Below are 19891 nucleotides of genomic sequence, written 5' to 3'. Positions count from 1 at the left end.
GAAGCCCCTCGCTCAGGACGCCCGGGTGAAGTCCATCGTCCAGTTGGTCTCCCAGGTCTGGCCGTCGTCCGCCGAGAAGGCCTGCTCCCACCTGGCCCGCTGCTCGTCGACGACGGTCCAGACGAACCGGCAGCGCACCGGCCGGCCCTCGTGGGTCTCCTCGCCGTGGAACTCGCCCCGGTTCCCGGTGAATCCGCCCACCATGGGCCGGGTGTCCAGCGTGCCGCTCGCGCTGCTGCCCCAGTAGATCGACCACAGCCGCGTCCCGGGGTTGTAGACGCGTACGGTCAGCCCGTGCCGGCCCTTGGTGGGGAAGGCGATCTCGTCGAAGCTGGCCGCGCCGTCGAAGTGCCGGGTCGCGACCGAACGGCCGGGGAACTCGTCCCATTCGTCGCTGCCGGTCAGCGGCTTGAGGAGCCGGCGGTTCACGACGTCCCAGGTGCCGGCGAGGAAATCGAAGTCGTTCATGCGGGCGAACGTACGGCCGGGTCACTGACATGTAGTGTCAGTGACCGTGCGCGCCTCCCGCCTGGTCTCGATCCTGCTGCTGTTGCAGACACGGGGCCGTATGACGGCCCACGACCTCGCCGAGCGCCTGGAGGTCTCCGTCCGCACCATCTACCGCGACATGGAGTCCCTGCATGCCGCCGGCATCCCGCTCTACGGCGACGCCGGGCCCAACGGCGGCTATCAGCTCCTGGCCGGCTACCGCACCCGGCTCACCGGGCTGACCACCGACGAGGCCGAGTCGTTGTTCCTGGCCGGGCTGCCGGGGCCGGCGGCCGAGCTGGGCCTCGGCGCGGTGGTGACCGCCGCCCAGCTCAAGCTGATGGCCGCGCTCCCCGTCGAGCTGCGCGACCGCGCGGGCCGCATCCAGGAGCGGTTCCATCTCGACGCGCCCTCCTGGTACCGGGACGCCGAGCCGGTCACGTACCTGCCCGCCGTGGCCGACGCCGTGTGGAACGAGCGGCCCGTTCAGGTCACCTACCGGCGGTGGAAGGCGCCGCAGGAGGTGGAACGGCGGCTGGAGCCGTACGGGCTGGTGGTCAAGGCGGGCCGCTGGTACCTGGTGGCGCGCTGCGGCGAGCACGTCCGCACCTACCGCGTCTCCCAGATCCTCGACCTGCACGCGCTCCCGGAGACCTTCACCAGGCCGGAGAGCTTCTCCCTGACGGCGTACTGGCAGGGTTACCTGGCCGAGTTCGAGGCCAGGCTGCGGCGCGGCGAGGCGGTGGTGCGGCTGTCGCCGCGCGGCCTGGAGCGCCTGCCCGACCTCATGACGCCCGGCGTCGCGGCGGCGGCTCGGGAGACCGCCGAGCCGCCGGACGCCGAGGGCTGGACGCGGGTCACCCTGCCGATCGAGTCGCACGATCACGCGCTCGGCGAGTTCCTGCGGCTCGGGACCGACGTCGAGGTGTTGTCGCCGCCCGCGCTGCGCGAGGCTCTGGGCGCGGCGGCGGCGGAGCTGGCCCGGCGCTACGCCTGACCCGAAAGTTTCACGGTTGTTCTCCGACCTGGCCCAGGTCAAAGCGCGGCAGGCAGTCAGGCCATTGCCGTCCCGAAAAGTTTCTCTTCATACTCGCAATATTTCAGGCGAACGAGAGGAACCCGATGAACCTGAGAGCTCGACTGGCGGGCGCCGTGATCGCCGTCGCCGCACTCGTCGTCGCGGGCCTGGTCACCGCTCCCCCGGCCGCCTCGGCCCAGCTCACCGAGGTGACCGGATTCGGCGCCAACCCGACAGGTCTGCGCATGCACCTGTACGTCCCGGACGGCGTCGGAACCCGTCCGCCGCTGCTGGTCGCCGTGCACTACTGCACCGGCTCCGGCCCCGCCTTCCACTCCGGCACGGAGTTCGCCTCGCTCGCCGACCGCCACAAGTTCATCGTGATCTACCCCTCGGCGACCAGGAGCGGCTCCTGCTTCGACGTCTCCTCCCCGCAGGCGCTGAGGCACGACGGCGGCAGCGACCCCGTCGGCATCGTGTCCATGGTCCGGTACGTCCAGCAGCGGTACGCCACCGACCCCGCCCGCACGTACGTGACCGGCGCCTCCTCCGGCGGCATGATGACGAACGTGCTGCTGGGCGACTATCCCGACGTGTTCCAGGCGGGAGCGGCGTTCATGGGCGTGCCGTTCGGCTGCTTCGCCACCACCGACGGGTCGAGCTGGAACAGCGCGTGCGCGAACGGCCGGCTCACCAAGACCCCGCAGCAGTGGGGTGAACTGGTACGCGCCGCCTACCCCGGCTACACCGGCCCCCGCCCGCGCATGCAGGTGTGGCACGGCACCGAGGACGCCACCCTGCGCTACCCGAACTTCCAGGAGGAGATCAAGCAGTGGACGAACGTCCACGGCCTGCCCCAGACCCCCAGCCTCACCGACCAGCCCCAGCCCGGCTGGACCAGGACCAGGTACGGCAGCACTGGGTCGACCGCGCCGGTCGAGGCGGTGAGCGTCCAGGGCGTGGGGCACAGCCTGCCCACCAGCGGGATGGCCGCCGCCGCCCTCGCCTTCTTCGGCCTCACCGGCAGCGGCCCGAGCCCCACGCCGACCCCCACGCCGAACCCTCCGGGCGCCTGCCGCGTCTCCTACACCACCAACGCCTGGAACACCGGCCTCACGGCCGCCGTCACGATCACCAACACCGGCGCCACGGCCCTGCCCTCATGGGCGCTGAGCTTCACGCTGCCCGCGGGCCAGACCGTCACCTCCGCCTGGAACGCCACGATCTCCCCCACCACGGGCCAGGTCACCGCCCGGAACGTCGCCTACAACGCCACGATCGCGCCCGGCGCCTCGGCGTCGTTCGGCTTCCAGGCCACCCACACGGGCAACACCGCCCCGCCGGCCGCCTTCACCCTCGACAACACCCCCTGCGCCTGACGCCGGGCACGCCTCTCCTGGGGCCGGGCCTCTTCGGGGCTCGGCCCTCCGAGTTGATCCGCCGCGAAAAGCATGATCTGATCCCGAGTCAGCGTCGCAGTGCACCCGGCCAGGAGACCGCCGCGGGCATGGAGGCGCCGTGACATCGGACAAGACCCATGGACGACTTCCCCGAGCCGGCCCGCCGTCTGGCGGCCTTCGGCAACCAACTGATCGACGTGCACCTCCGGCTCCGCGAAGAGCTGGCCAGGCTGCGCGACACCGCCGGCCGCGGCGGGTCCCTGCGCGACCTGCGCACCCACTGTCTGACCTTCTGCTCGGCGATCACCACCCACCACACCGGCGAGGACGCCACGGCCTTCCCGGTGCTCGCCGCCGAGTTCCCCGAACTGCGCCCCGTCCTCGACGAGCTGCGCCGGGACCACGAGCAGGTGGCCGTCATCCTGCGCGACCTGGAGACCCTGCTGGCCGCCGACGCACCCGGCGGCCCGCGTGACGTGCGCACCGAGCTGGACGGCCTGTCGGCCCTGCTGGAATCGCACTTCGTCTACGAGGAGAAGCGGATCGTCGCCGCCCTCAACGCCCTGCCCGCCACGACGTGGAGCTCTCCGGCGTTTCTGGACTAGCGAGCGTTCGAGCCGACCGCTCGAACCAGGGAAACAATCTGTGTGGAGCTATGGGGATTCGAACCCCAGACCTCCTCCATGCCATGGAGGCGCGCTACCAACTGCGCCATAGCCCCTGGTCACCGCTGCGGGATCACCCGTTGCGGCGCTCCGAGAGCATATAGCCATCCGCGCCCTTTCACCTAATCGCCCGGCCGCCGTCCGCCTTGCACCCGTGCCACCAGCACGGCGAGGCCGTCGAGCTGCCTGCGGAGCCCGAACTCGAAGACGGAGTCCAGGTCCAGATCCACCCCGGGATCCGTGACCACCTTCGCCAGAGTCGGATAGGCGCCGGAGGCGAACAACGCCGCCATCTCCCCTTCGTGCTCGCTCAACCAGTCGTCCTCGGTCACCCCGGTCTCGGTACGCGCCTGCAGCTCCGCCTCCAGGGCCACGGCGGTGCCCCGGACGAAGTTCACCAGGGAGACGACGGCGTGCAGCATGGCGCCGGCGTCGAGGCCGAGCCCGTCCAGGGCGCGCAGCAGCCGTTCGGTGGACGCCATGCCGTTGGGCACGAGCTGCGGCCGGGTCAGCGAGACCGCCTGCGCCAGCCACGGATGCCGCAGGTGCACCCGCCACAGCTGCCGGAGCTCCAGCTCCAGCCGGGCCCGCCAGCCCCGCGGCGGCTGCCCGGCGGGCGGCTCCTCGCCGTAGACCGCGTCGATCATGAGCCGGACGAGCTCGTCCTTGCCCGCCACATGCCGGTACAGGGACATGGCGGAGGCGTCGAGCTCGGCGGCCAGGCGGCGCATCGACACGGCGGCCAGCCCCTCCCGGTCGGCGACCCTGATCGCCTCGCGCACGACACGCCGCCCGGTGAGGTCCTGCGCCGCCCGCCGCACGGGCCCGGCGACGACGGTCCCGACGCCCGGCACGGCCCGCGTGAGCCCCTCCTCGCGCAACCTGCCGAGGGCTCTGGTCGCGGTGGCCATCGCCACGCCCCACTCCCGGATGATCTGCCGGGTCGAGGGCACCTTGTCCCCCGGCGCCAGCTCGCCGGCGGCGATGCGGTCGCGCAGCTCCTCCACGATCCGCAGATACACGGGCCGATCCACGTCCACCCCCTCCGCAGCACTAGTGCACCAGGACCGGCGCACCCATCGGCACCTGACGGCCGCACTAGTGCGCCGGGCGACCCTCTTGCCTGTTGGAAAACCCGAACCTACGGTACGGCGTACAACGTACATGGCGCACTACCAAGGGAGGCTTCCGTGCAGACCGTACTCATCTCCGGCGGCGGCGTCGCCGGGCCCACGCTCGCCCACTGGCTGGCCCGCCACGGGTTCCGGCCGACCGTCGTCGAACGCGCCCCCGCCCTGCGCACCGGCGGCCAGGCCGTCGACTTCCGCGGCGCCCCGCAGCTGGAGGTCCTGGAGCGCATGGGCGTGCTGGACACGATCAGGGCGGCCCGGACCGGCATGGGCGACATCGCCATCGTCGACAGCGGCGGCAGACGGCTGGCCAGGCTGCCGTCGGAGGTGTTCAGCGGCGACGTGGAGATCCTGCGCGGCGACCTGACCCGCATCCTGAACGAAGCCGCCCCCGCCGAGCGCCTCCTCGGCGACTCGATCACCTCCCTGACCGAGCGCCCCGACGGCGTGCACGTGACCTTCGAAAAGGCCGCACCCCGCACGTTCGACCTGGTCGTCGGCGCGGACGGCATCCGCAGCAAGGTACGCGAGCTGGCCTTCCCCGCCGCTCCCCTGCGCCATCTCGGCTTCTACGGCGCCGTCTTCTCCGTCCCCGGCACGTACGGGCTGGACCACGACGGCCTGATGCACAACGTGCCGGGCCGCTGCGCCACCATCGTCAGGACGAACGGCCGGACCAGGGCGGCGCTCGACTTCGCCACGCCCCCGCTCGACGTCGGCCACCGCGACCAGGCGGCGCAGCGGGCCTTGGTGGCGCGGGCGTTCCGGGGAGTGGGCTGGCAGGTCCCGTCCCTGCTGGCGGCCATGGACAGGGCCGAGGACTTCTACTTCTGGCAGGCCGCCCAGGTCGTCCTGCCCCGGTGGTCGTCCGGCCGGGTGGCGCTGGTCGGCGACGCCGGGTACGCCCCCGGCCCCGGCGGCATGGGCACGGGGCTCGGGATGATCGGCGCGTACGTGCTGGCCGCCGAGCTGGCCACGGCCCCCGACGACCACAGCGCCGCCTTCGCCGCCTACGAGCGGCGGATGCGGCCGTACGTCGAGGTGTGTCAGAAGCAGGCCGAGGGGGCCGACAAATACCTCGTGCCGGGCACGCGGGCGCGGATCCGGCTGCGGAACCAGATGATGCGCATGCTGCCGTACCTGCCGGGCAAGGGCATGGTCAAGCGGATGACGGACAAGGCCGCGAGCGCCGTCACGCTGCCGGACCACCCCGGGCAGGGCGCTCGCCGCCCCGCGCGGCCGGCCTGAGCAGGTCGGCTACGCCTCCGCGTCAGGGCGGTCGTCGCTGCTGATGGGCTCGGGAAGGGTGCCCGCGTTGTGTTCGAGCAGCCGCCAGCCCTGACGGCCCTCCTGCAGGACCGACCAGGAGCAGTTGCCCAGCCCGCCCAGCGCCGGCCACAGCTCCTCGGGCAGGCCGAGCAGCTCGCAGATGCCGAGGCGCAGCGCCGCGCCGTGCGAGGCGACGACCAGGAGGCCGTCGTCGTCGAGCCGGGCCGCCCACTTGCGCATGGAGGTGGCCACCCGGGTCGCGACCTCCGAGACGGGCTCGCCGTCGGGGGCCTCCCAGGCGATGTACTCCTCGGGCCAGCGCGCGGCGATCTCGTCGCGCGTCAGCCCCTCCCACTGGCCGCCGCCGCGTTCGCGGAAGTCCTTGTCGACGGTCACGTCGAGCCCCACGAGCCTGCCGAGCGCCAGGGCCGTGTCATGGGCGCGCTGGAGGTCGGAGGAGACGATGAGGGTGGGCCGCAGCGAGGCCAGCAGCGAGGCGGCCCTGGCCGCCTGCGCGACGCCGGTCTCGTCGAGCGGGATGTCGGAGTGCCCCTGGAAGCGGTGCTCGACGTTCCACAGGGTCTGTCCGTGGCGGAGGCAGACGATCCGCCTGCTCAACTGCGGGCCCGCTGCATGTTGGCGAGCATGACGCTCTCCGGCAGGCCGATGGCCGGGCAGTCCTTCCACAGACGCTCGAGCGCGTAGAACGTACGGTCTTCCTCATGCTGGACGTGCACGACGATGTCGATGTAGTCGAGCAGCACCCAGCGGCCCTCGCGCTCGCCCTCGCGGCGCACGGGCTTGGCGTCGGCCTCGGCGCGCAGCCGGTCTTCGATCTCGTCGACGATGGCGCGGACCTGGCGGTCGTTCGTGGCGGAGCAGAGCAGGAAGGCGTCGGTGATGACGAGCTGCTCGCTCACGTCATAGGCGAGGATGTCATCGGCCAGCTTGTCGGCCGCGGCCTCGGCGGCGATCTGGACGAGCTGAACGGATCTGTCGGATGCGGTCACGATGCGGGTCTGTCCTCCTGTGTCGGCAGCATGCCCATATACCGAGGGTACCCTTCCAGGCCGAAACCCCTCACCCACGGCGCGGAGAGCTTCAGCCTTCCCCGTGATACAGCCCTCGTTTGTTGATGTACTGCACGATTCCGTCCGGCACCAGATACCAGATCGGCTCCCCCTTGGCCACCCGCTGACGGCACTCCGACGACGAGATGGCCAGCGCGGGGATCTCCAGCAGGGTCACCCGGCCCTCGGGCAGCCCGGGATCGTGCAGTGTGTGCCCCGGACGGGTGCAGCCCACGAAGTGCGCCAGCTCGAACAGCTCGTCGGCGTCCTGCCAGCCCAGGATCGCGCCGAGCGCGTCGGCGCCGGTGATGAAGAACAGGTCCACCTGCGGGCCGTAGACCTGGGAGATGTCCCGCAGCGTGTCGATGGTGAAGGTGGGGCCGGGGCGGTCCACGTCCACCCTGCTCACGGAGAAACGGGGGTTGGAGGCCGTGGCGATGACCGTCATCAGATAGCGGTCCTCGGGCGCCGACACCTCGCGTCCGGACTTCTGGTACGGCCGCCCGGTCGGCACGAACACGACCTCGTCGAGGTCGAAGTGATGGGCGACCTCGCTTGCTGCGACCAGGTGGCCGTGGTGGATGGGATCGAAGGTCCCGCCCATCACACCCACCCGCCGCTTCCCCTGGACCCCAGGCGCGTTCATCATGAGTCGGACCCTACGCGGACGCGGTACCCGAACATGACGGCACCCCCCTTGGTGATGTCCGCGCATCACATCCGTTGCGGACGTAGCATGCCGGGCATGACGACCACCCCGGACCGCAACCGCGTCCAACTGCCCGGCATCTCGTCCCGAGCCTACGAACACCCCGCAGACCGGTCCGCCCTGGTCGCTCTGCGCAAGTTGAGTGGGTTCGACACGGTTCTCAAGCAGATGTCCGGTCTTGTCAGTGAGCGCCGCCTTCGCCTGATGTACCTGGCGTCGTCCGTGCGCGTCAGCGAGACCCAGTTCCGCTCCCTGTACGACATGGGGCGCGACGCCGCCTACATCCTCGACCTGCACCGCATCCCGGAGATCTACGTCCAGCAGGACCCGCAGGTCCAGGCCAAGGCCATCGGCTTCGACGACCCGTTCATCGTCGTCACCACCGGCCTGCTCAACCTCATGGACGAGGAGGAGCAGCGCTTCGTCATCGGCCACGAGACCTCGCACATCCTGTCGGGTCACGCGGTCTACCGGACGATGCTCGACATCCTCACCCGCCTGGCCACGCGCGTCGCCTGGATCCCGCTCGGCTACATCGGGTTGCGCGCGATCGTCGCGGGCCTGGAGGAGTGGTATCGCAAGTCGGAGCTCTCCTCCGACCGCGGCGGCCTGCTGACCGCCCAGAACCCCGAGTCGGCCAAGCGCGCCCTGATGAAGCTCGCCGGCGGCGACTACACCCACGAGATGAACATCGAGGCGTTCCTGGCGCAGTACCAGGAGTACGACACCGCGGGCGACCTGCGCGACGGCTTCCTCAAGGTGCTCAACCTGCTCGGCACCACCCACCCGTTCGCCGTGGTGCGCGTGGCCGAGCTCGACAGGTGGCAGCGCAGCGGCGAGTACGACCGCATCATCGGCGGCGACTACCCGCGCCGGGAGGACGACGCCAACGCCCGCGTCACCGACGAGATCAAGGCGGCGGCCGAGTCCTACCGCGCCTCCTGGTCCCAGTCGCAGGACCCGTTCATCGGCGTGCTGCGCGACGTTGCCGAAGGGGCGGTGAACGCGGGCGAGCGCATCTTCAACCGCTTCTCGCGCCGCGACGGCGGCCAGGGCTGACCGGCCGGCCGTCCTCGCCGCCTACAGCAGGAGGGCGATCGCGCGCACGGCGGCCGCGCACAGGGCGACGAACCCGCCCAGCACGGCCAGTGCGCGCAGCCCTTCCCTGCGCAACTCCGGCAGCTTGCCGCCGATCCGCTCGATCTCGCGCCCGGTGATACCGCCGCACAACATGCCGAACACCACCGCCGCGACCGTCACGGGCGCCGGCTGCTGCCACCAGTCGGAGTCGATCTGACCGCCACCGGTCACCCAGAGCGCACCGCCCGACGCCACCGCGACGGGCACTCCCGGCCACACCACGGCGGTCGCCGCCGCCCCGGTCAGCGCGAACGGGAACAGCAACACGCGCAGCGCGATCCGCATGCGACGCGCGCTGCGCTTCCTGACCAGCCAATGACTCATCCAGAGCGTCCTGGTCAGCACCACGAACGCCGTCGTGATGGCGATCGAGGCGATCGGCCAGATCACCGACGTCACCACGCACGGCACCGCCAGCACCGCGAGCAGCAGCAGAGCCGTGTTGCCCGCGGGCAGCGTGGTCGGCGCCTCGCCCCTGAGCCTGCCCCGCCGGCCGTCCTGTGACCTGCTCCGCACGGCCGCCGTCGCCCGCGCGCGCGGGCCCGTCTTGGGGTCGGCGCCGATCCTGGTCCGGGGCGTGGCGGCCTTGCCGTCGGTGTTCGTCCTGCTCCGCGGCGGCGGAACCGCGCCGTCGGCCCTGACCCGCGTCCCGTCGGCGCCGGTGCGGGCCCGCGTGCCCTCCGTGCCGGTGCGGGTCCGCGTCCCCTCCGTGCCGGTCCTGGCGCGGGTGCCCTCCGCTCCCGGCCTGGGGCGGGGGCCGGAGGCCGGTCCTTCTGCGCCCGTCCTGGTGCGCGATCCGGGGGCCGCGCCGTCCGTGCCCGGCCTGGGGCGTGCGCCCGAGGCCGCGCCGTCGGCCCGGCTCCGCGCGGCGGGCGGCTCGGTCCGGTTCCGCGCCGTCGGCGGTTCCGTCCGGTTCCTGGGTACGGGCGGCTTTCCGTCCACGCCGGTACGCGTACGCGGCACGGGCGTCTTCCCGTCCGTGCCCGTACGGCCGCGCGGCACGGGCGTCTTGCCCTCCGTGCCGGCCCGGCCGCGGGGCGCGGGGACCTCGGCCGCCGCGCCGTTCGCCCGGTTCCGCGCGCTCTCGCCCCTGGACGCCTCCTCGGCGGCCGCGGGCGCGTCGCCGTCGGGCCCGTTCGTGGCCTTGGCCAGCCGGGAGAGCCGGTCGGCCAGCAACGCCGCGGTGGGCCGCTTGCCAGGCTCCCGGTTGAGCGCGGCCCGCACCAGCGGCAGCAGCGCCACCGGCACGCCCTTGAGGTCGGCCTGCCCGTTCAGCACCGCGTACATCTGCGCCTCGGCCGTGCCGCGCCCGAACGTGGGCCGCCCGGTCGCCGCGAACGCCACCGTCGCGGCCCAGGCGTGCACGTCGGCGGGTGAGTCGACCTGCTCGTCGGCGAAGATCTCCGGCGCGGTGTAACCGGGCGTGCCGAGGAACGTGCCCGTCATGGTGAGCCTGGTCGCGTCGAGCACCTGCGCGATGCCGAAGTCGATGAGGACCGGCCCCTCGGTGCCCATGATGATGTTGCCCGGCTTCAGGTCGCGGTGCACGACCCCGGCCGCGTGGATGATGGCCAGCGCCGCGGCGATGCTCTGCGCCATGTGCACGAGCTGGCCGAGGTCGAGCGGCCCGCTCTGGCGTACGCGCTCCAGCAGCGTGACGCCCTCGATGTGCTCCATGACCAGGTAGGGCCGGGCGCAGCTCAGGTCGGCGTCGAGCACCTTGGCCACGTAGGGGCTCTCGACCCTGCGCAGCGCGCGCACCTCGCGCTCCAGCCTGACCCGGGACATCTCGTCCTCGGCCAGGTCGTGGAGGACCTTGAGTGCGACCTGCTCGCCACGGCGGGTGGTGGCGAGGTAGACCTCGCCCATGCCGCCTCGGCCGAGCCGCTCGACCAGGCTGTACGGCCCGACCTTGCCGAGCTTGCTCACCGTCCCTCCCCGCCCGGCGCGCCCATAAGGGACACAACCCTAGCGCTGGGACGACACTTGACGCCCGCGGCGCGCCGGAGCCGTTGAACCTTTATCGGTGTGAACGGTCGGAGAGCATGCTGTCGAGCTCGGCCGTGGGTTCCTCGGCCAGGGCCTTGCGCCCCTTCCTGCGCCAGTTGACGTGCCCGCGGCTCTCCAGCCAGAGCAGCAGACGGTCGGCGCCGAACAGCACCGCGGCAGAGAAGACAAGGGCGACGACAATTTCCATGACACCCAGTCAACCCAGGCCGCGGGCCGTCGGTCAGCCCGACACGCCGACTAACCGCAAGCCGGTCCGGGCACCACGGTGCCTTCTGACGTGCGCAGATGCCCTTCTCCTGTGTAGATCCACTTGGTGGAGGTCAGCTCCGGCAGGCCCATCGGGCCACGCGCGTGCAGCTTCTGCGTGGAGATGCCGATCTCCGCGCCGAACCCGAACTCGCCCCCGTCGGTGAACCTGGTCGAGGCGTTCACCGCCACGGCCGCGGAGTCCACGAGCGAGACGAAGCGGCGGGCGGCCGGCTGCGACCGGGTGACGATCGCGTCGGTGTGCCCGGAGCCGTAGCGCCGGATGTGGGCCACGGCCTCCTCCAGCGAGCCGACGACGGCGGCGGCGATGTCGAGCGACAGGTATTCGGTGGCGAAGTCGTCGTCGGTGACCGGCACGACCTCGCCGTAGCCGGCGATGCGCTCGTCACCGTGGACGGTCACCCCGGCCTCGGCCAGCGCCCGCAGCGCCCTCGGCACGAACGCGTCGGCGACCCCCTCGTGGACGAGGAACGTCTCGGCCGCGTTGCACACCGACGGCCGCTGCGCCTTGGAGTTGACCAGGATCTGCACGGCCAGGTCGAGATCGGCCTCCGCGTCGACGTAGACGTGGCAGTTGCCGACGCCGGTCTCGATCACCGGGACCGTGGACTCCTCGACCACCGAGTTGATCAGCGCCGCGCCGCCGCGCGGGATCAGCACGTCGACCAGCCCGCGGGCGCGCATCAGCTCCTTGACCGACTCCCGCGTCGTACCCGGCACAAGCTGCACCGCCCCGGCGGGCACCTGCGTGCCCGCGAGCGCGCCCTGCATGATCCGCACCAGCGCCGTGTTGGACGAGTAGGCGCTAGACGAGCCTCTGAGCAGCACCGCGTTGCCGCTCTTGAGGCAGAGCGCGGCGGCGTCGACCGTGACGTTGGGACGCCCCTCGTAGATGATGCCGATCACGCCCAGCGGCACCCTGAGCTGCCGCAGCTCCAGCCCGTTGGGCAGCGTGCTGCCCCGGACGACCTCACCGACCGGGTCGGGCAGGTCTGCCACCTGCCGCACGGCCTCGGCGATGGCCTCAATCCTGGCCTCGTCGAGCCGCAGCCGGTCGATCATCGCCTCGGACGTGCCCTGGGCCCGCGCCCGCTCGACGTCCTCGGCGTTGGCCTCGACGATCTCCGCCGCGTGCGCGACCAGGGCGTCGGCGATCACCCGCAACGCCCGATCCTTGGGCGCCCGCGGCAGCGGGGCCAGCTCGGCGGCGGCCTCTCGTGCCGCGCGGGCGACCTTCAGGAACTCCTCGGACATCGCGTGCTCCTCACTGGTGACGGGCTTCCAGTATGACGATGTCGTCGCGGTGGATCAGCTCGCGTTCATATTCCGGACCGAGCGCGCTGGCCAGCTCCTTCGTGGAGCGGCCGAGCAGCCCCGGGATCTCCACGGCGTCGAAGTTGACCAGGCCGCGCGCCACCACGCCGCCCTGCGGCCCGCACAGGTCGACCGGGTCGCCCGCGGCGAACTCGCCCTCCACGGACGTCACACCGGCGGGCAGCAGCGACTTGCGCCGGCCCACGATCGCCTCGACCGCCCCCTCGTCGAGGTGCAGCCGGCCGCGCCCGGTGGTGGCGTGGGCGAGCCACAGCAGCCGCGTGCCGGGGTGCCGGCCGCCGGGGTGGAAGTAGGTGCCGATGTCGGCCCCGGTGAGCGCCTGGGCGGCGTGGGCGGCGGCGGTGAGCACGACCGGCACGCCCGCGCCCGTGGCGATCCTGGCCGCCTGGACCTTGGTCACCATGCCGCCGGTGCCGACCGCCGCGCCGTTCCTGCCCAGCTCGACGCCGACCAGGTCCTCGGGGCCGCGCACCTCGGCCAGCCGGCGCGAGCCGGGCCGGCTCGGCGGGCCGTCGTAGAGGGCGTCGACGTCGGACAGCAGCACCAGCGCGTCGGCGTGGATGAGGTGGGAGACCAGCGCGGCGAGCCGGTCGTTGTCGCCGAACCTGATCTCGTCGGTGGCGACCGTGTCGTTCTCGTTGACGATCGGCACGATGCCCAGCTCCAGCAGCCGGGCCAGGGTGCGCTGGGCGTTGGCGTGGTGGGCGCGGCGCATCATGTCGTCGGCGGTCAGCAGCACCTGGCCGACGCGCAGGCCGTAGCGGGCGAATGAGGAGGTGTAGCGCGCGACCAGCACCCCCTGGCCGACGGAGGCCGCCGCCTGCTGGGTGGCCAGGTCGCGTGGTCGCGCCGACAACCCCAGCGGGCCGAGACCCGCCGCGATCGCTCCCGATGACACCAGCACGATCTGCGCCCCGGCACGCCGCCGCGCCGCCAGGACGTCTACCAAGGCGTCGACCCGGTCGACGTCGATCATGCCCTGGGGGGTGGTGAGCGAGGAGGAGCCGACCTTGACGACGACCCTCGACGCTGAGCTGATCTGTTCCCGCACGCCTGACAGCCTATCCGCGCCCCACCCCCACCCCCGTCCCCCTTCGCCCCCCGCAGAACCGCACCCGCCCGCGCCCCTTCACACAACATCGCCCCCTAACGGATCAGCGACGCTCCCCCCGTACGCCCCCAGCCCCTATACCCCAGGAAAACCACCGCGGCCCTCCACGCAACCGCCGCCTTCCCCCTCACAGAACGCCAACAACCGCACCACCAGCCCGCCTACCGCCCCTTCACCCCCAAGGAACCTAAGCAGCCCCGAACCGAACAGCCCCGCCTCCGGCCCCTCTATCCCCCAGAGAGCAGCGAGGGTCCCCGTACGCCCCCGCCTCCGAACCCTTCACCCCGAGACCCCTCAGCGGCCCCACCGCACAGCCACCACCGCCAGCCCTTCGCCTCCTGAAGAACCACAGCGATCCCGCCGCGCGCCCGCCGCCCCCAGCCCCACCCTCACAGAACGGCAGCAATCCACCCCACGGCCACCACCACCGGCCCTTTACCTCCCGTGGAACCACAACGGTCCCGCCATGAGAAACCACCGGCGGGCGCGTTCGCAACGCACCCACCGGCTGCGGTCACCCCAAACAGCGGGCACGCCAGACGGCGGGCACGCCAGACGGCGGGCACGCCATTCGGTGGTCACCAGACGGTGGTCACGCCAAGAGGACCGTCGACCCCGGCAGCGGTCAGTCGAGGCGGTTGTCCGAGCCGCGCGGCCCCTGCCGCACCGACTCGGCGCTGAGCGTCGGCTGCCAGTCGAAGACGTACCCGCCCTCCATCGGCCCGATGACCACCTCGGCCCCCGCCTTGGCACCCGCCTTGACCAGCTCCGTCTCCACGCCGAGCCGTTCGAGCCGGTCGGCCAGGTATCCGACGGCCTCGTCGTTGCTGAAGTCGGTCTGCCGGATCCACCGCTCCGGCTTCTCGCCAGTGACCTGGAACAGGTTCTCGTTGACCCGGCGCACCTTGAACCCGGCGTCGCCGAGCTGCTTGGGCCTGATCACCAGTCGGGTCGGCTCCTCGACCGGCCTGTTGGCCCTGGCCGCCGCCACCCACTCGCCCATCGCGTACGTGAGCTCCCGCAACCCGTCGTGCGTGGCCGCCGAGATGACGAAGACCTGCAGCCCCCGCTCCTCGAACTCGGCCCTGACCAGGTCGGCCAGCTCCCGCGCGTCAGGCACGTCGGCCTTGTTCAGCACGATCATCCGCGGCCGGTCCTCGAGCTTCCCGTACGCCTGCAGCTCGGCCTCGATCACCTCGTAGTCGGTGAGGGGGTCGCGCCCCGGCTCCATGGTCGCGCAGTCGATGACGTGCACGAGCATGTCACAGCGCTCGACATGACGGAGGAACTCGTGCCCGAGCCCCTTGCCCTGCGAGGCCCCCGGGATCAACCCGGGCACGTCGGCGACCGTGAACACGTTCTCGCCGGCCGTCACGACCCCCAGGTTGGGGATGAGGGTGGTGAACGGATAGTCCGCGATCTTCGGCTTGGCCGCGCTCAGCGCCGCGATCAACGACGACTTGCCGGCGCTGGGGAACCCGACCAGCGCCACGTCCGCGACGCTCTTGAGCTCCAGCATGACGTCGAGCCCGTCACCGGGCTCCCCCAGCAGCGCGAACCCGGGCGCCTTCCGCCGGGCCGTGGCCAGCGCGGCGTTCCCCAGCCCGCCGTGGCCGCCCTGCGCGATGACGTACCGGGTGCCGGCCCCCACGAGGTCGACCAGCACCTCACCCGTGTTGGCGTCCTTCACCACGGTCCCGTTCGGGACGGCGAGGAGCACGTCGTCGCCGTTGGCGCCGTCACGGTTGGAGCCCTGCCCCTGCTTGCCGTTGTCGGCCTTGCGATGGGGACGGCGGTGATATTCCAGCAAGGTCGCGGTGTTGGGATCGACCTCAAGGATCACGTCGCCGCCACGACCGCCGTTCCCCCCGTCGGGGCCGCCGAGCGGCTTGAACTTCTCCCGGTGGATGGAGGCGCACCCGTTCCCTCCGTCACCGGCCTTGACGTGCAGGACCACCTGGTCCACGAAGTCCGGCATCCAGCTCTCCTCCATCAGCCCACCAGGGCATACAAGATCATTCACAACATGGCGCCCCCGCAGGGCCCCCAGAAAACGCCTAAGGGGTGGATCGACAGGCGATCCACCCCTTGAAGCAACACCGAAGCGAAGCTGATTACTCCGCGACGGGAACGATGCTGACGGCGCGACGACCGCGCTTGACGCCGAACTGCACGTGGCCAGCGGCCAGCGCGAACAGCGTGTCATCGCCACCGCGGCCGACGTTGTCGCCGGGGTGGAAGTGGGTGCCGCGCTGGCGAACGATGATCTCGCCCGCGTTCACCAGCTGGCCGCCGAAGCGCTTGACGCCCAGGCGCTGAGCATTGGAGTCACGGCCGTTCCGGGTGGACGACGCGCCCTTCTTGTGTGCCATCTCTCAAACTCCCGATCAGGCCTGGTCGATACCGGTGATCTTCACCTGGGTGTACCGCTGACGGTGACCCTGGCGCTTCTTGTAACCGGTCTTGTTCTTGTACTTGAGAATGCGGATCTTCGGGCCCTTGGTCTCACCGAGGATCTCGGCGCTGACCGTGAACTTGCCCGCCTCGGTGGTCACATCGCCGTCGTTGACGACGAGCACCGTCGGCAGCGTAACCGAAGAGCCGACCTCGCCGGCGACCTTGTCCACCTCGAGGACGTCACCGACGGAGACCTTCTGCTGCCTGCCGCCGCAACGAACGATCGCGTACACCGCGGAACCCTTCTACTGACTCGCTGTTGCCCTTAGCCGCCCCGCATCGAGGCGGCCGCCGAATGCTGCGCCTATCATTCGGCCTGTCTCAAACCGACGAACCGAGTAAGCGCGCCAACAGGGCACGTCACCTGACGCACCGATTCACCAGGGTACCGCTTAACGGTGCCCTAGGCGAACCGGACGGATCGTCGGAAGCCTGCCGAGGCTACTCGGCTGACTTGGCTCGGCGGGAGCGTCGCCGCCCTCTGCCGGAAGTCTGGCTGGCCTGGTCGTCCTCAGCCGGGACGTCATCAAGCGCACCGGTCACGGTATCACGGCTGGCGGAGTCCTTGGCCGCGGAAACCTTGTCCGAGACCGCCTTCTCGACCGCCATCTTGCCCTGCGTGCCGCGCGGCTCCGGCTTGGCCTCGACCGGCTCGGTCGAGACGATCAGCCCACGCCCGTTGCAGCACTCGCAGGCCGTCGAGAACGCCTCCAGCAGCCCCTGACCGACCCGCTTACGCGTCATCTGCACCAGGCCCAGGGAGGTCACCTCGGCGACCTGGTGCTTGGTCCTGTCGCGCGCCAGGCACTCCAGCAGCCGCCGCAGCACCAGGTCGCGGTTGGACTCCAGCACCATGTCGATGAAGTCGATCACGATGATGCCGCCGATGTCCCGCAGCCGCAGCTGGCGCACGATCTCCTCGGCCGCCTCCAGGTTGTTCCTGGTGACGGTCTCCTCGAGGTTGCCGCCCTGGCCGGTGAACTTGCCGGTGTTGACGTCGACGACGGTCATCGCCTCGGTACGGTCGATCACCAGCGAGCCGCCGCTCGGCAGCCACACCTTGCGCTCCAGCGCCTTGCCCAGCTGCTCGTCGATCCGGTACGACTCGAACACGTCGCCCTGCCCGGTGTCCCAGCGCGACAGGCGCTCGGCCAGGTGCGGCGCGACGTACTTGACGTAGTCGTCGACGGTGTCCCAGGCGTCGTCGCCCTGCACGACCAGCGAGGTGAAGTCCTCGTTGAACACGTCGCGCACGACCCGGATCGTCAGGTCGGGCTCGGCCGACAGCAGCTCGGGCGGGCTGGCCGACTTGGCCTTCTTCTGGATGTTCTCCCACTGGGCCGACAGCCGGGCCACGTCGCGGGCCAGCTCGTCCTCGGAGGCGCCCTCGGCCGCGGTGCGGACGATCACACCGGCGTTCTCCGGCATGACCTTCTTCAGGATGCTCTTGAGCCGGGTGCGCTCCTTGTCGGGCAGCTTGCGGCTGATGCCGGTCATCGACCCGTCCGGCACGTACACCAGGTAACGGCCGGGCAGGCTGATCTGCGAGGTGAGCCGGGCGCCCTTGTGGCCGATCGGGTCCTTGGTGACCTGCACCAGCACCGACTGGCCGGACTTCAGCGCCGCCTCGATGCGCTTGGGCTGGCCTTCCAGCCCGGCGGTGTCGAAGTTCACCTCACCGGCGTACAGGACGGCGTTGCGCCCCTTGCCGATGTCCACGAACGCGGCCTCCATCGACGGCAGCACGTTCTGGACCTTGCCCAGGTAGACGTTGCCGACGTAGGACTGGCTGGCCTCGCGGTTGACGTAGTGCTCGACGAGCACGCCGTCCTCCAGGACCGCGATCTGCGTACGGTCGCCCTGGCGGCGCACCACCATCATGCGGTCGACGGACTCGCGGCGGGCCAGGAACTCCGACTCCGTGATGATCGGCGGACGCCTGCGGCCGAGCTCGCGCCCCTCGCGGCGGCGCTGCTTCTTGGCCTCCAGGCGGGTCGAGCCGCGCACGCTCTGCACGCCGTCGGTGGCGGTCTCCAGGGAGGCGGCACGGCCGGAGCGCGGCGCGCGGATGCGCACCACCGTGTTCGGCGGGTCGTCGCTGGAGGGCTCCAGCGTCTCCTCGGTGCCGCGGCGACGGCGACGGCGACGACGGCGCGAGCCGGCGGCCTCTTCCTCCTGGGCCTCCTCGCCCTGGTCCTCGCCTTCCTCCTCGTCGCCTTCCTCGCCGTCCTCGGCCTCGTCACGCTCGCGCGACTTGCCGCGGCCCCTGCCGCCGCGCCGGCGACGGCGACGACGGCCGCCGCCCTCCTCCTCCTGCTCGTCGGAGGTGTCGACGTCGCCCTCGTCCTCGACGACGGTCTCGTCGACCAGCTCCTCGATCTCCTCGGGCTCGGGCTCCGGCTCGGGCCGCCGGATCACGGCGGGCTTGCCCTGGCTGGGGTCGGGGGCCTGGAACAGCGGCGCGAAGATGGCCGCCGGACGCTGGAACGCCGTGCCCGGCTCGTCGTGCCGGCGCGCGCTCAGCCCGAAGGGGTCGGCGAGCAGGCTCGGGCGGTCGACGTCCTCGTCGAGGTCCTCGCCGGCGGGCTCGTCGTCGAGCGGCTCGTCCTCGGGCAGGATCTCCAGGATGTCCTCGTCGGCCGCCTCGGCGGCCTCGGGCACGGTGACGGCCACCTCCACGTCGGAGGGCGTCGCGACGACCTCGACGTCGGCGCCGGCCGGCGCCTCGACGACGACCTCTTCGGCCTTCTTCCGGGTACGCCGCCGCTTCGGTGCCTCGGCCTCCTCCTCCGGGAGCGCTCCCGCGATCTCCGGCTCGGCCTTCTTCGTCGTACGGCGGCGCGTCGTGGTCGCGGTGGACCGCGTGCGCGTGGCCCTCTTGGGCTTCTCCTCGGGAACGTCGGCGGCTTCCACCACGGCGTCGGCCACAGCGGCCTCGACCATACTGGCCACCTCGCCGGCACCGGCCGGGCCACCCGCGTGCGCGGGGCTCTCGGCCTCCGGCGCGCCCGGAGTCTGCACCACGGGCGCCACGACCGGCTCTGCCGCACCGGCCACCCGCTCGGCGGCCTCGCGCTGCTCGACGACCGGCGCCACGACGGGCTCCACGACGGGCTCCACGACGGGCTCTGCCGACGTGCCGGCCTGCGAGGCGGCAGGGCTCTCGGCCTGCTGCGGCGCCGGCCCCTCGGGCACGACAGCCCCAGGCGCACCGGCCCCGGCCGCGGCACCTTCGTACGCACCGGCCGCCGCACCTTCAGGCGCGCCGGCCACAGCGGAGGCGCCCTGCGGCGCACCGGCTCCAGCCACGGCGCTCTCGGGCGCGCCGGGCTGTGCCTGAACGCCCTCCGGGCCGCCCTCGGCGGCTCCGGCCGGGCCTGCCGGCGTTTCGGCCGCGGGCGCCGCCGCGCGGGCCCGGGTTCTCCGGCCGCGCCCGGCGTCGGGCGCGGGCTCTCCGGCAGCGCGCTGCACGGCATTGGTCTGCACCGGTTGCACGTCGGCAACCGACGGCGCGGCCTGGGCGGCCGCGACGGTGATCGGGGCGGTGGCGGCCGGCTCCTCCGGCAGCTCCGGCGGAGGACCCGCCGGGCGGCTCGCGGAGCGGCGGCGCCTGGTCACCTTGGGCTGTTCAGTTGTCTCCCCGTCAGGGCCAGTGGCCCCGGCGTTGGGCTCGTTGTCGAGCATGCGGGCGCTCTCCCGTCAGCTCCCGGGCGCGTCGCCGCGCCGCGCAGGAGCCCTCGTGTCTCGTTGTCCGCCCCCGCCTCCGGAAAGGAGGCGCGGGCGCCAAGTCCTGTCAGCGGTGGCACCCCGCTCGCGCAGGG

The 19891-nt window shown here is 72.0% G+C and carries 18 protein-coding genes and 1 tRNA gene; 5 read left to right on the top strand and 14 right to left on the bottom strand.

Translation table 11 applies throughout. The annotated features are described in order from the left end of the window. Positions 1–12: 12 nt before the first annotated feature. Positions 13–468 (bottom strand): hypothetical protein, encoded by a 456-nt coding sequence (locus ABZ459_RS44605; RefSeq protein ID WP_357984697.1) that lies wholly within the window; start codon positions 466–468, stop codon positions 13–15. Positions 469–514: 46 nt separating this feature from the next. On the opposite strand from ABZ459_RS44605, the gene ABZ459_RS44600 reads away from it, so the two are divergent. The 3 genes from ABZ459_RS44600 (at position 515) to ABZ459_RS44590 (ending at position 3512) form a co-directional block, all read left to right on the top strand. Continuing rightward, the gene (locus ABZ459_RS44600; protein ID WP_357984694.1) at positions 515–1486 is read left to right on the top strand and encodes a YafY family protein; all 972 of its coding nucleotides are present in this window, start codon (positions 515–517) and stop codon (positions 1484–1486) included. Positions 1487–1611: 125 nt separating this feature from the next. Beyond that, positions 1612–2886 carry a PHB depolymerase family esterase gene (locus tag ABZ459_RS44595; protein ID WP_357984691.1) on the top strand — a complete coding sequence of 425 codons (1275 nt, stop codon included), beginning with the start codon at positions 1612–1614 and terminating at the stop codon, positions 2884–2886. Positions 2887–3044: 158 nt separating this feature from the next. After that, complete coding sequence (locus tag ABZ459_RS44590) at positions 3045–3512, top strand: hemerythrin domain-containing protein (protein ID WP_357984688.1); 468 nt, start codon at positions 3045–3047, stop codon at positions 3510–3512. A gap of 43 nt (positions 3513–3555) precedes the next feature. Here ABZ459_RS44590 and ABZ459_RS44585 read toward each other — a convergent pair. After that, positions 3556–3628 (bottom strand) — tRNA-Ala (locus tag ABZ459_RS44585). Positions 3629–3694: 66 nt separating this feature from the next. Next, complete coding sequence (locus ABZ459_RS44580; RefSeq protein ID WP_357984685.1) at positions 3695–4606, bottom strand: TetR/AcrR family transcriptional regulator C-terminal domain-containing protein; 912 nt, start codon at positions 4604–4606, stop codon at positions 3695–3697. A gap of 156 nt (positions 4607–4762) precedes the next feature. On the opposite strand from ABZ459_RS44580, the gene ABZ459_RS44575 reads away from it, so the two are divergent. Then, entirely contained in the window at positions 4763–5950 is a 1188-nt protein-coding gene (locus ABZ459_RS44575) for an FAD-dependent monooxygenase (protein ID WP_357984682.1), read from the top strand. A 9-nt stretch (positions 5951–5959) separates the two neighbouring features. On the opposite strand, the gene ABZ459_RS44570 is transcribed toward ABZ459_RS44575, so the two are convergent. The 3 genes from ABZ459_RS44570 to nadD form a co-directional block, all read right to left on the bottom strand. Beyond that, the gene (locus tag ABZ459_RS44570) at positions 5960–6589 is read right to left on the bottom strand and encodes a histidine phosphatase family protein (protein WP_357984679.1); all 630 of its coding nucleotides are present in this window, start codon (positions 6587–6589) and stop codon (positions 5960–5962) included. Continuing rightward, a complete protein-coding gene (rsfS, locus tag ABZ459_RS44565) occupies positions 6586–6981 on the bottom strand; it encodes a ribosome silencing factor (protein ID WP_357984676.1) in 396 nt (131 codons plus the stop codon). Before rsfS ends, ABZ459_RS44570 begins: the two co-directional genes overlap by 4 nt. A 91-nt stretch (positions 6982–7072) precedes the next feature. Continuing rightward, positions 7073–7690, bottom strand: coding sequence for a nicotinate-nucleotide adenylyltransferase (nadD, locus tag ABZ459_RS44560; protein ID WP_357984672.1), 618 nt, complete (start codon positions 7688–7690; stop codon positions 7073–7075). Between the two features lie 96 nt (positions 7691–7786). On the opposite strand from nadD, the gene ABZ459_RS44555 reads away from it, so the two are divergent. Further along, positions 7787–8809: a M48 family metallopeptidase gene (locus ABZ459_RS44555; protein WP_357984669.1), complete on the top strand. Its 1023-nt coding sequence runs from the start codon at positions 7787–7789 to the stop codon at positions 8807–8809. A gap of 21 nt (positions 8810–8830) precedes the next feature. Here ABZ459_RS44555 and ABZ459_RS44550 read toward each other — a convergent pair whose 3' ends face one another. The 8 genes from ABZ459_RS44550 to ABZ459_RS44515 all read right to left on the bottom strand — a co-directional run bounded on the left by ABZ459_RS44550 (position 8831) and on the right by ABZ459_RS44515 (position 19754). Beyond that, a complete protein-coding gene (locus ABZ459_RS44550) occupies positions 8831–10819 on the bottom strand; it encodes a protein kinase (RefSeq protein ID WP_357984666.1) in 1989 nt (662 codons plus the stop codon). 91 nt (positions 10820–10910) lie between these two features. Next, on the bottom strand, positions 10911–11087 hold the full coding sequence (locus ABZ459_RS44545; RefSeq protein ID WP_357984663.1) for a hypothetical protein: 177 nt from the start codon (positions 11085–11087) through the stop codon (positions 10911–10913). A gap of 50 nt (positions 11088–11137) precedes the next feature. Further along, positions 11138–12421 (bottom strand): glutamate-5-semialdehyde dehydrogenase, encoded by a 1284-nt coding sequence (locus ABZ459_RS44540; protein WP_357984660.1) that lies wholly within the window; start codon positions 12419–12421, stop codon positions 11138–11140. Between the two features lie 10 nt (positions 12422–12431). Continuing rightward, positions 12432–13562 carry a glutamate 5-kinase gene (proB, locus tag ABZ459_RS44535; RefSeq protein ID WP_357984888.1) on the bottom strand — a complete coding sequence of 377 codons (1131 nt, stop codon included), beginning with the start codon at positions 13560–13562 and terminating at the stop codon, positions 12432–12434. Between the two features lie 676 nt (positions 13563–14238). Next, on the bottom strand, positions 14239–15591 hold the full coding sequence (gene obgE / locus ABZ459_RS44530) for a GTPase ObgE (protein WP_357984657.1): 1353 nt from the start codon (positions 15589–15591) through the stop codon (positions 14239–14241). Positions 15592–15727: 136 nt separating this feature from the next. Beyond that, the gene (rpmA, locus tag ABZ459_RS44525) at positions 15728–15985 is read right to left on the bottom strand and encodes a 50S ribosomal protein L27 (protein WP_012893687.1); all 258 of its coding nucleotides are present in this window, start codon (positions 15983–15985) and stop codon (positions 15728–15730) included. 15 nt (positions 15986–16000) lie between these two features. Beyond that, positions 16001–16303 (bottom strand): 50S ribosomal protein L21, encoded by a 303-nt coding sequence (gene rplU / locus ABZ459_RS44520; protein WP_055506260.1) that lies wholly within the window; start codon positions 16301–16303, stop codon positions 16001–16003. Between the two features lie 208 nt (positions 16304–16511). After that, entirely contained in the window at positions 16512–19754 is a 3243-nt protein-coding gene (locus ABZ459_RS44515; protein ID WP_357984654.1) for an Rne/Rng family ribonuclease, read from the bottom strand. Positions 19755–19891 lie beyond the last annotated feature (137 nt).

The sequence above is a fragment of the Nonomuraea sp. NPDC005692 genome, assembly GCF_040631115.1.
In the GTDB taxonomy this organism is placed as follows: Bacteria; Actinomycetota; Actinomycetes; order Streptosporangiales; family Streptosporangiaceae; genus Nonomuraea.
Note: the sequence above shows the minus strand (reverse complement) of the source record. Positions and strands in the feature narration are given on the sequence as shown.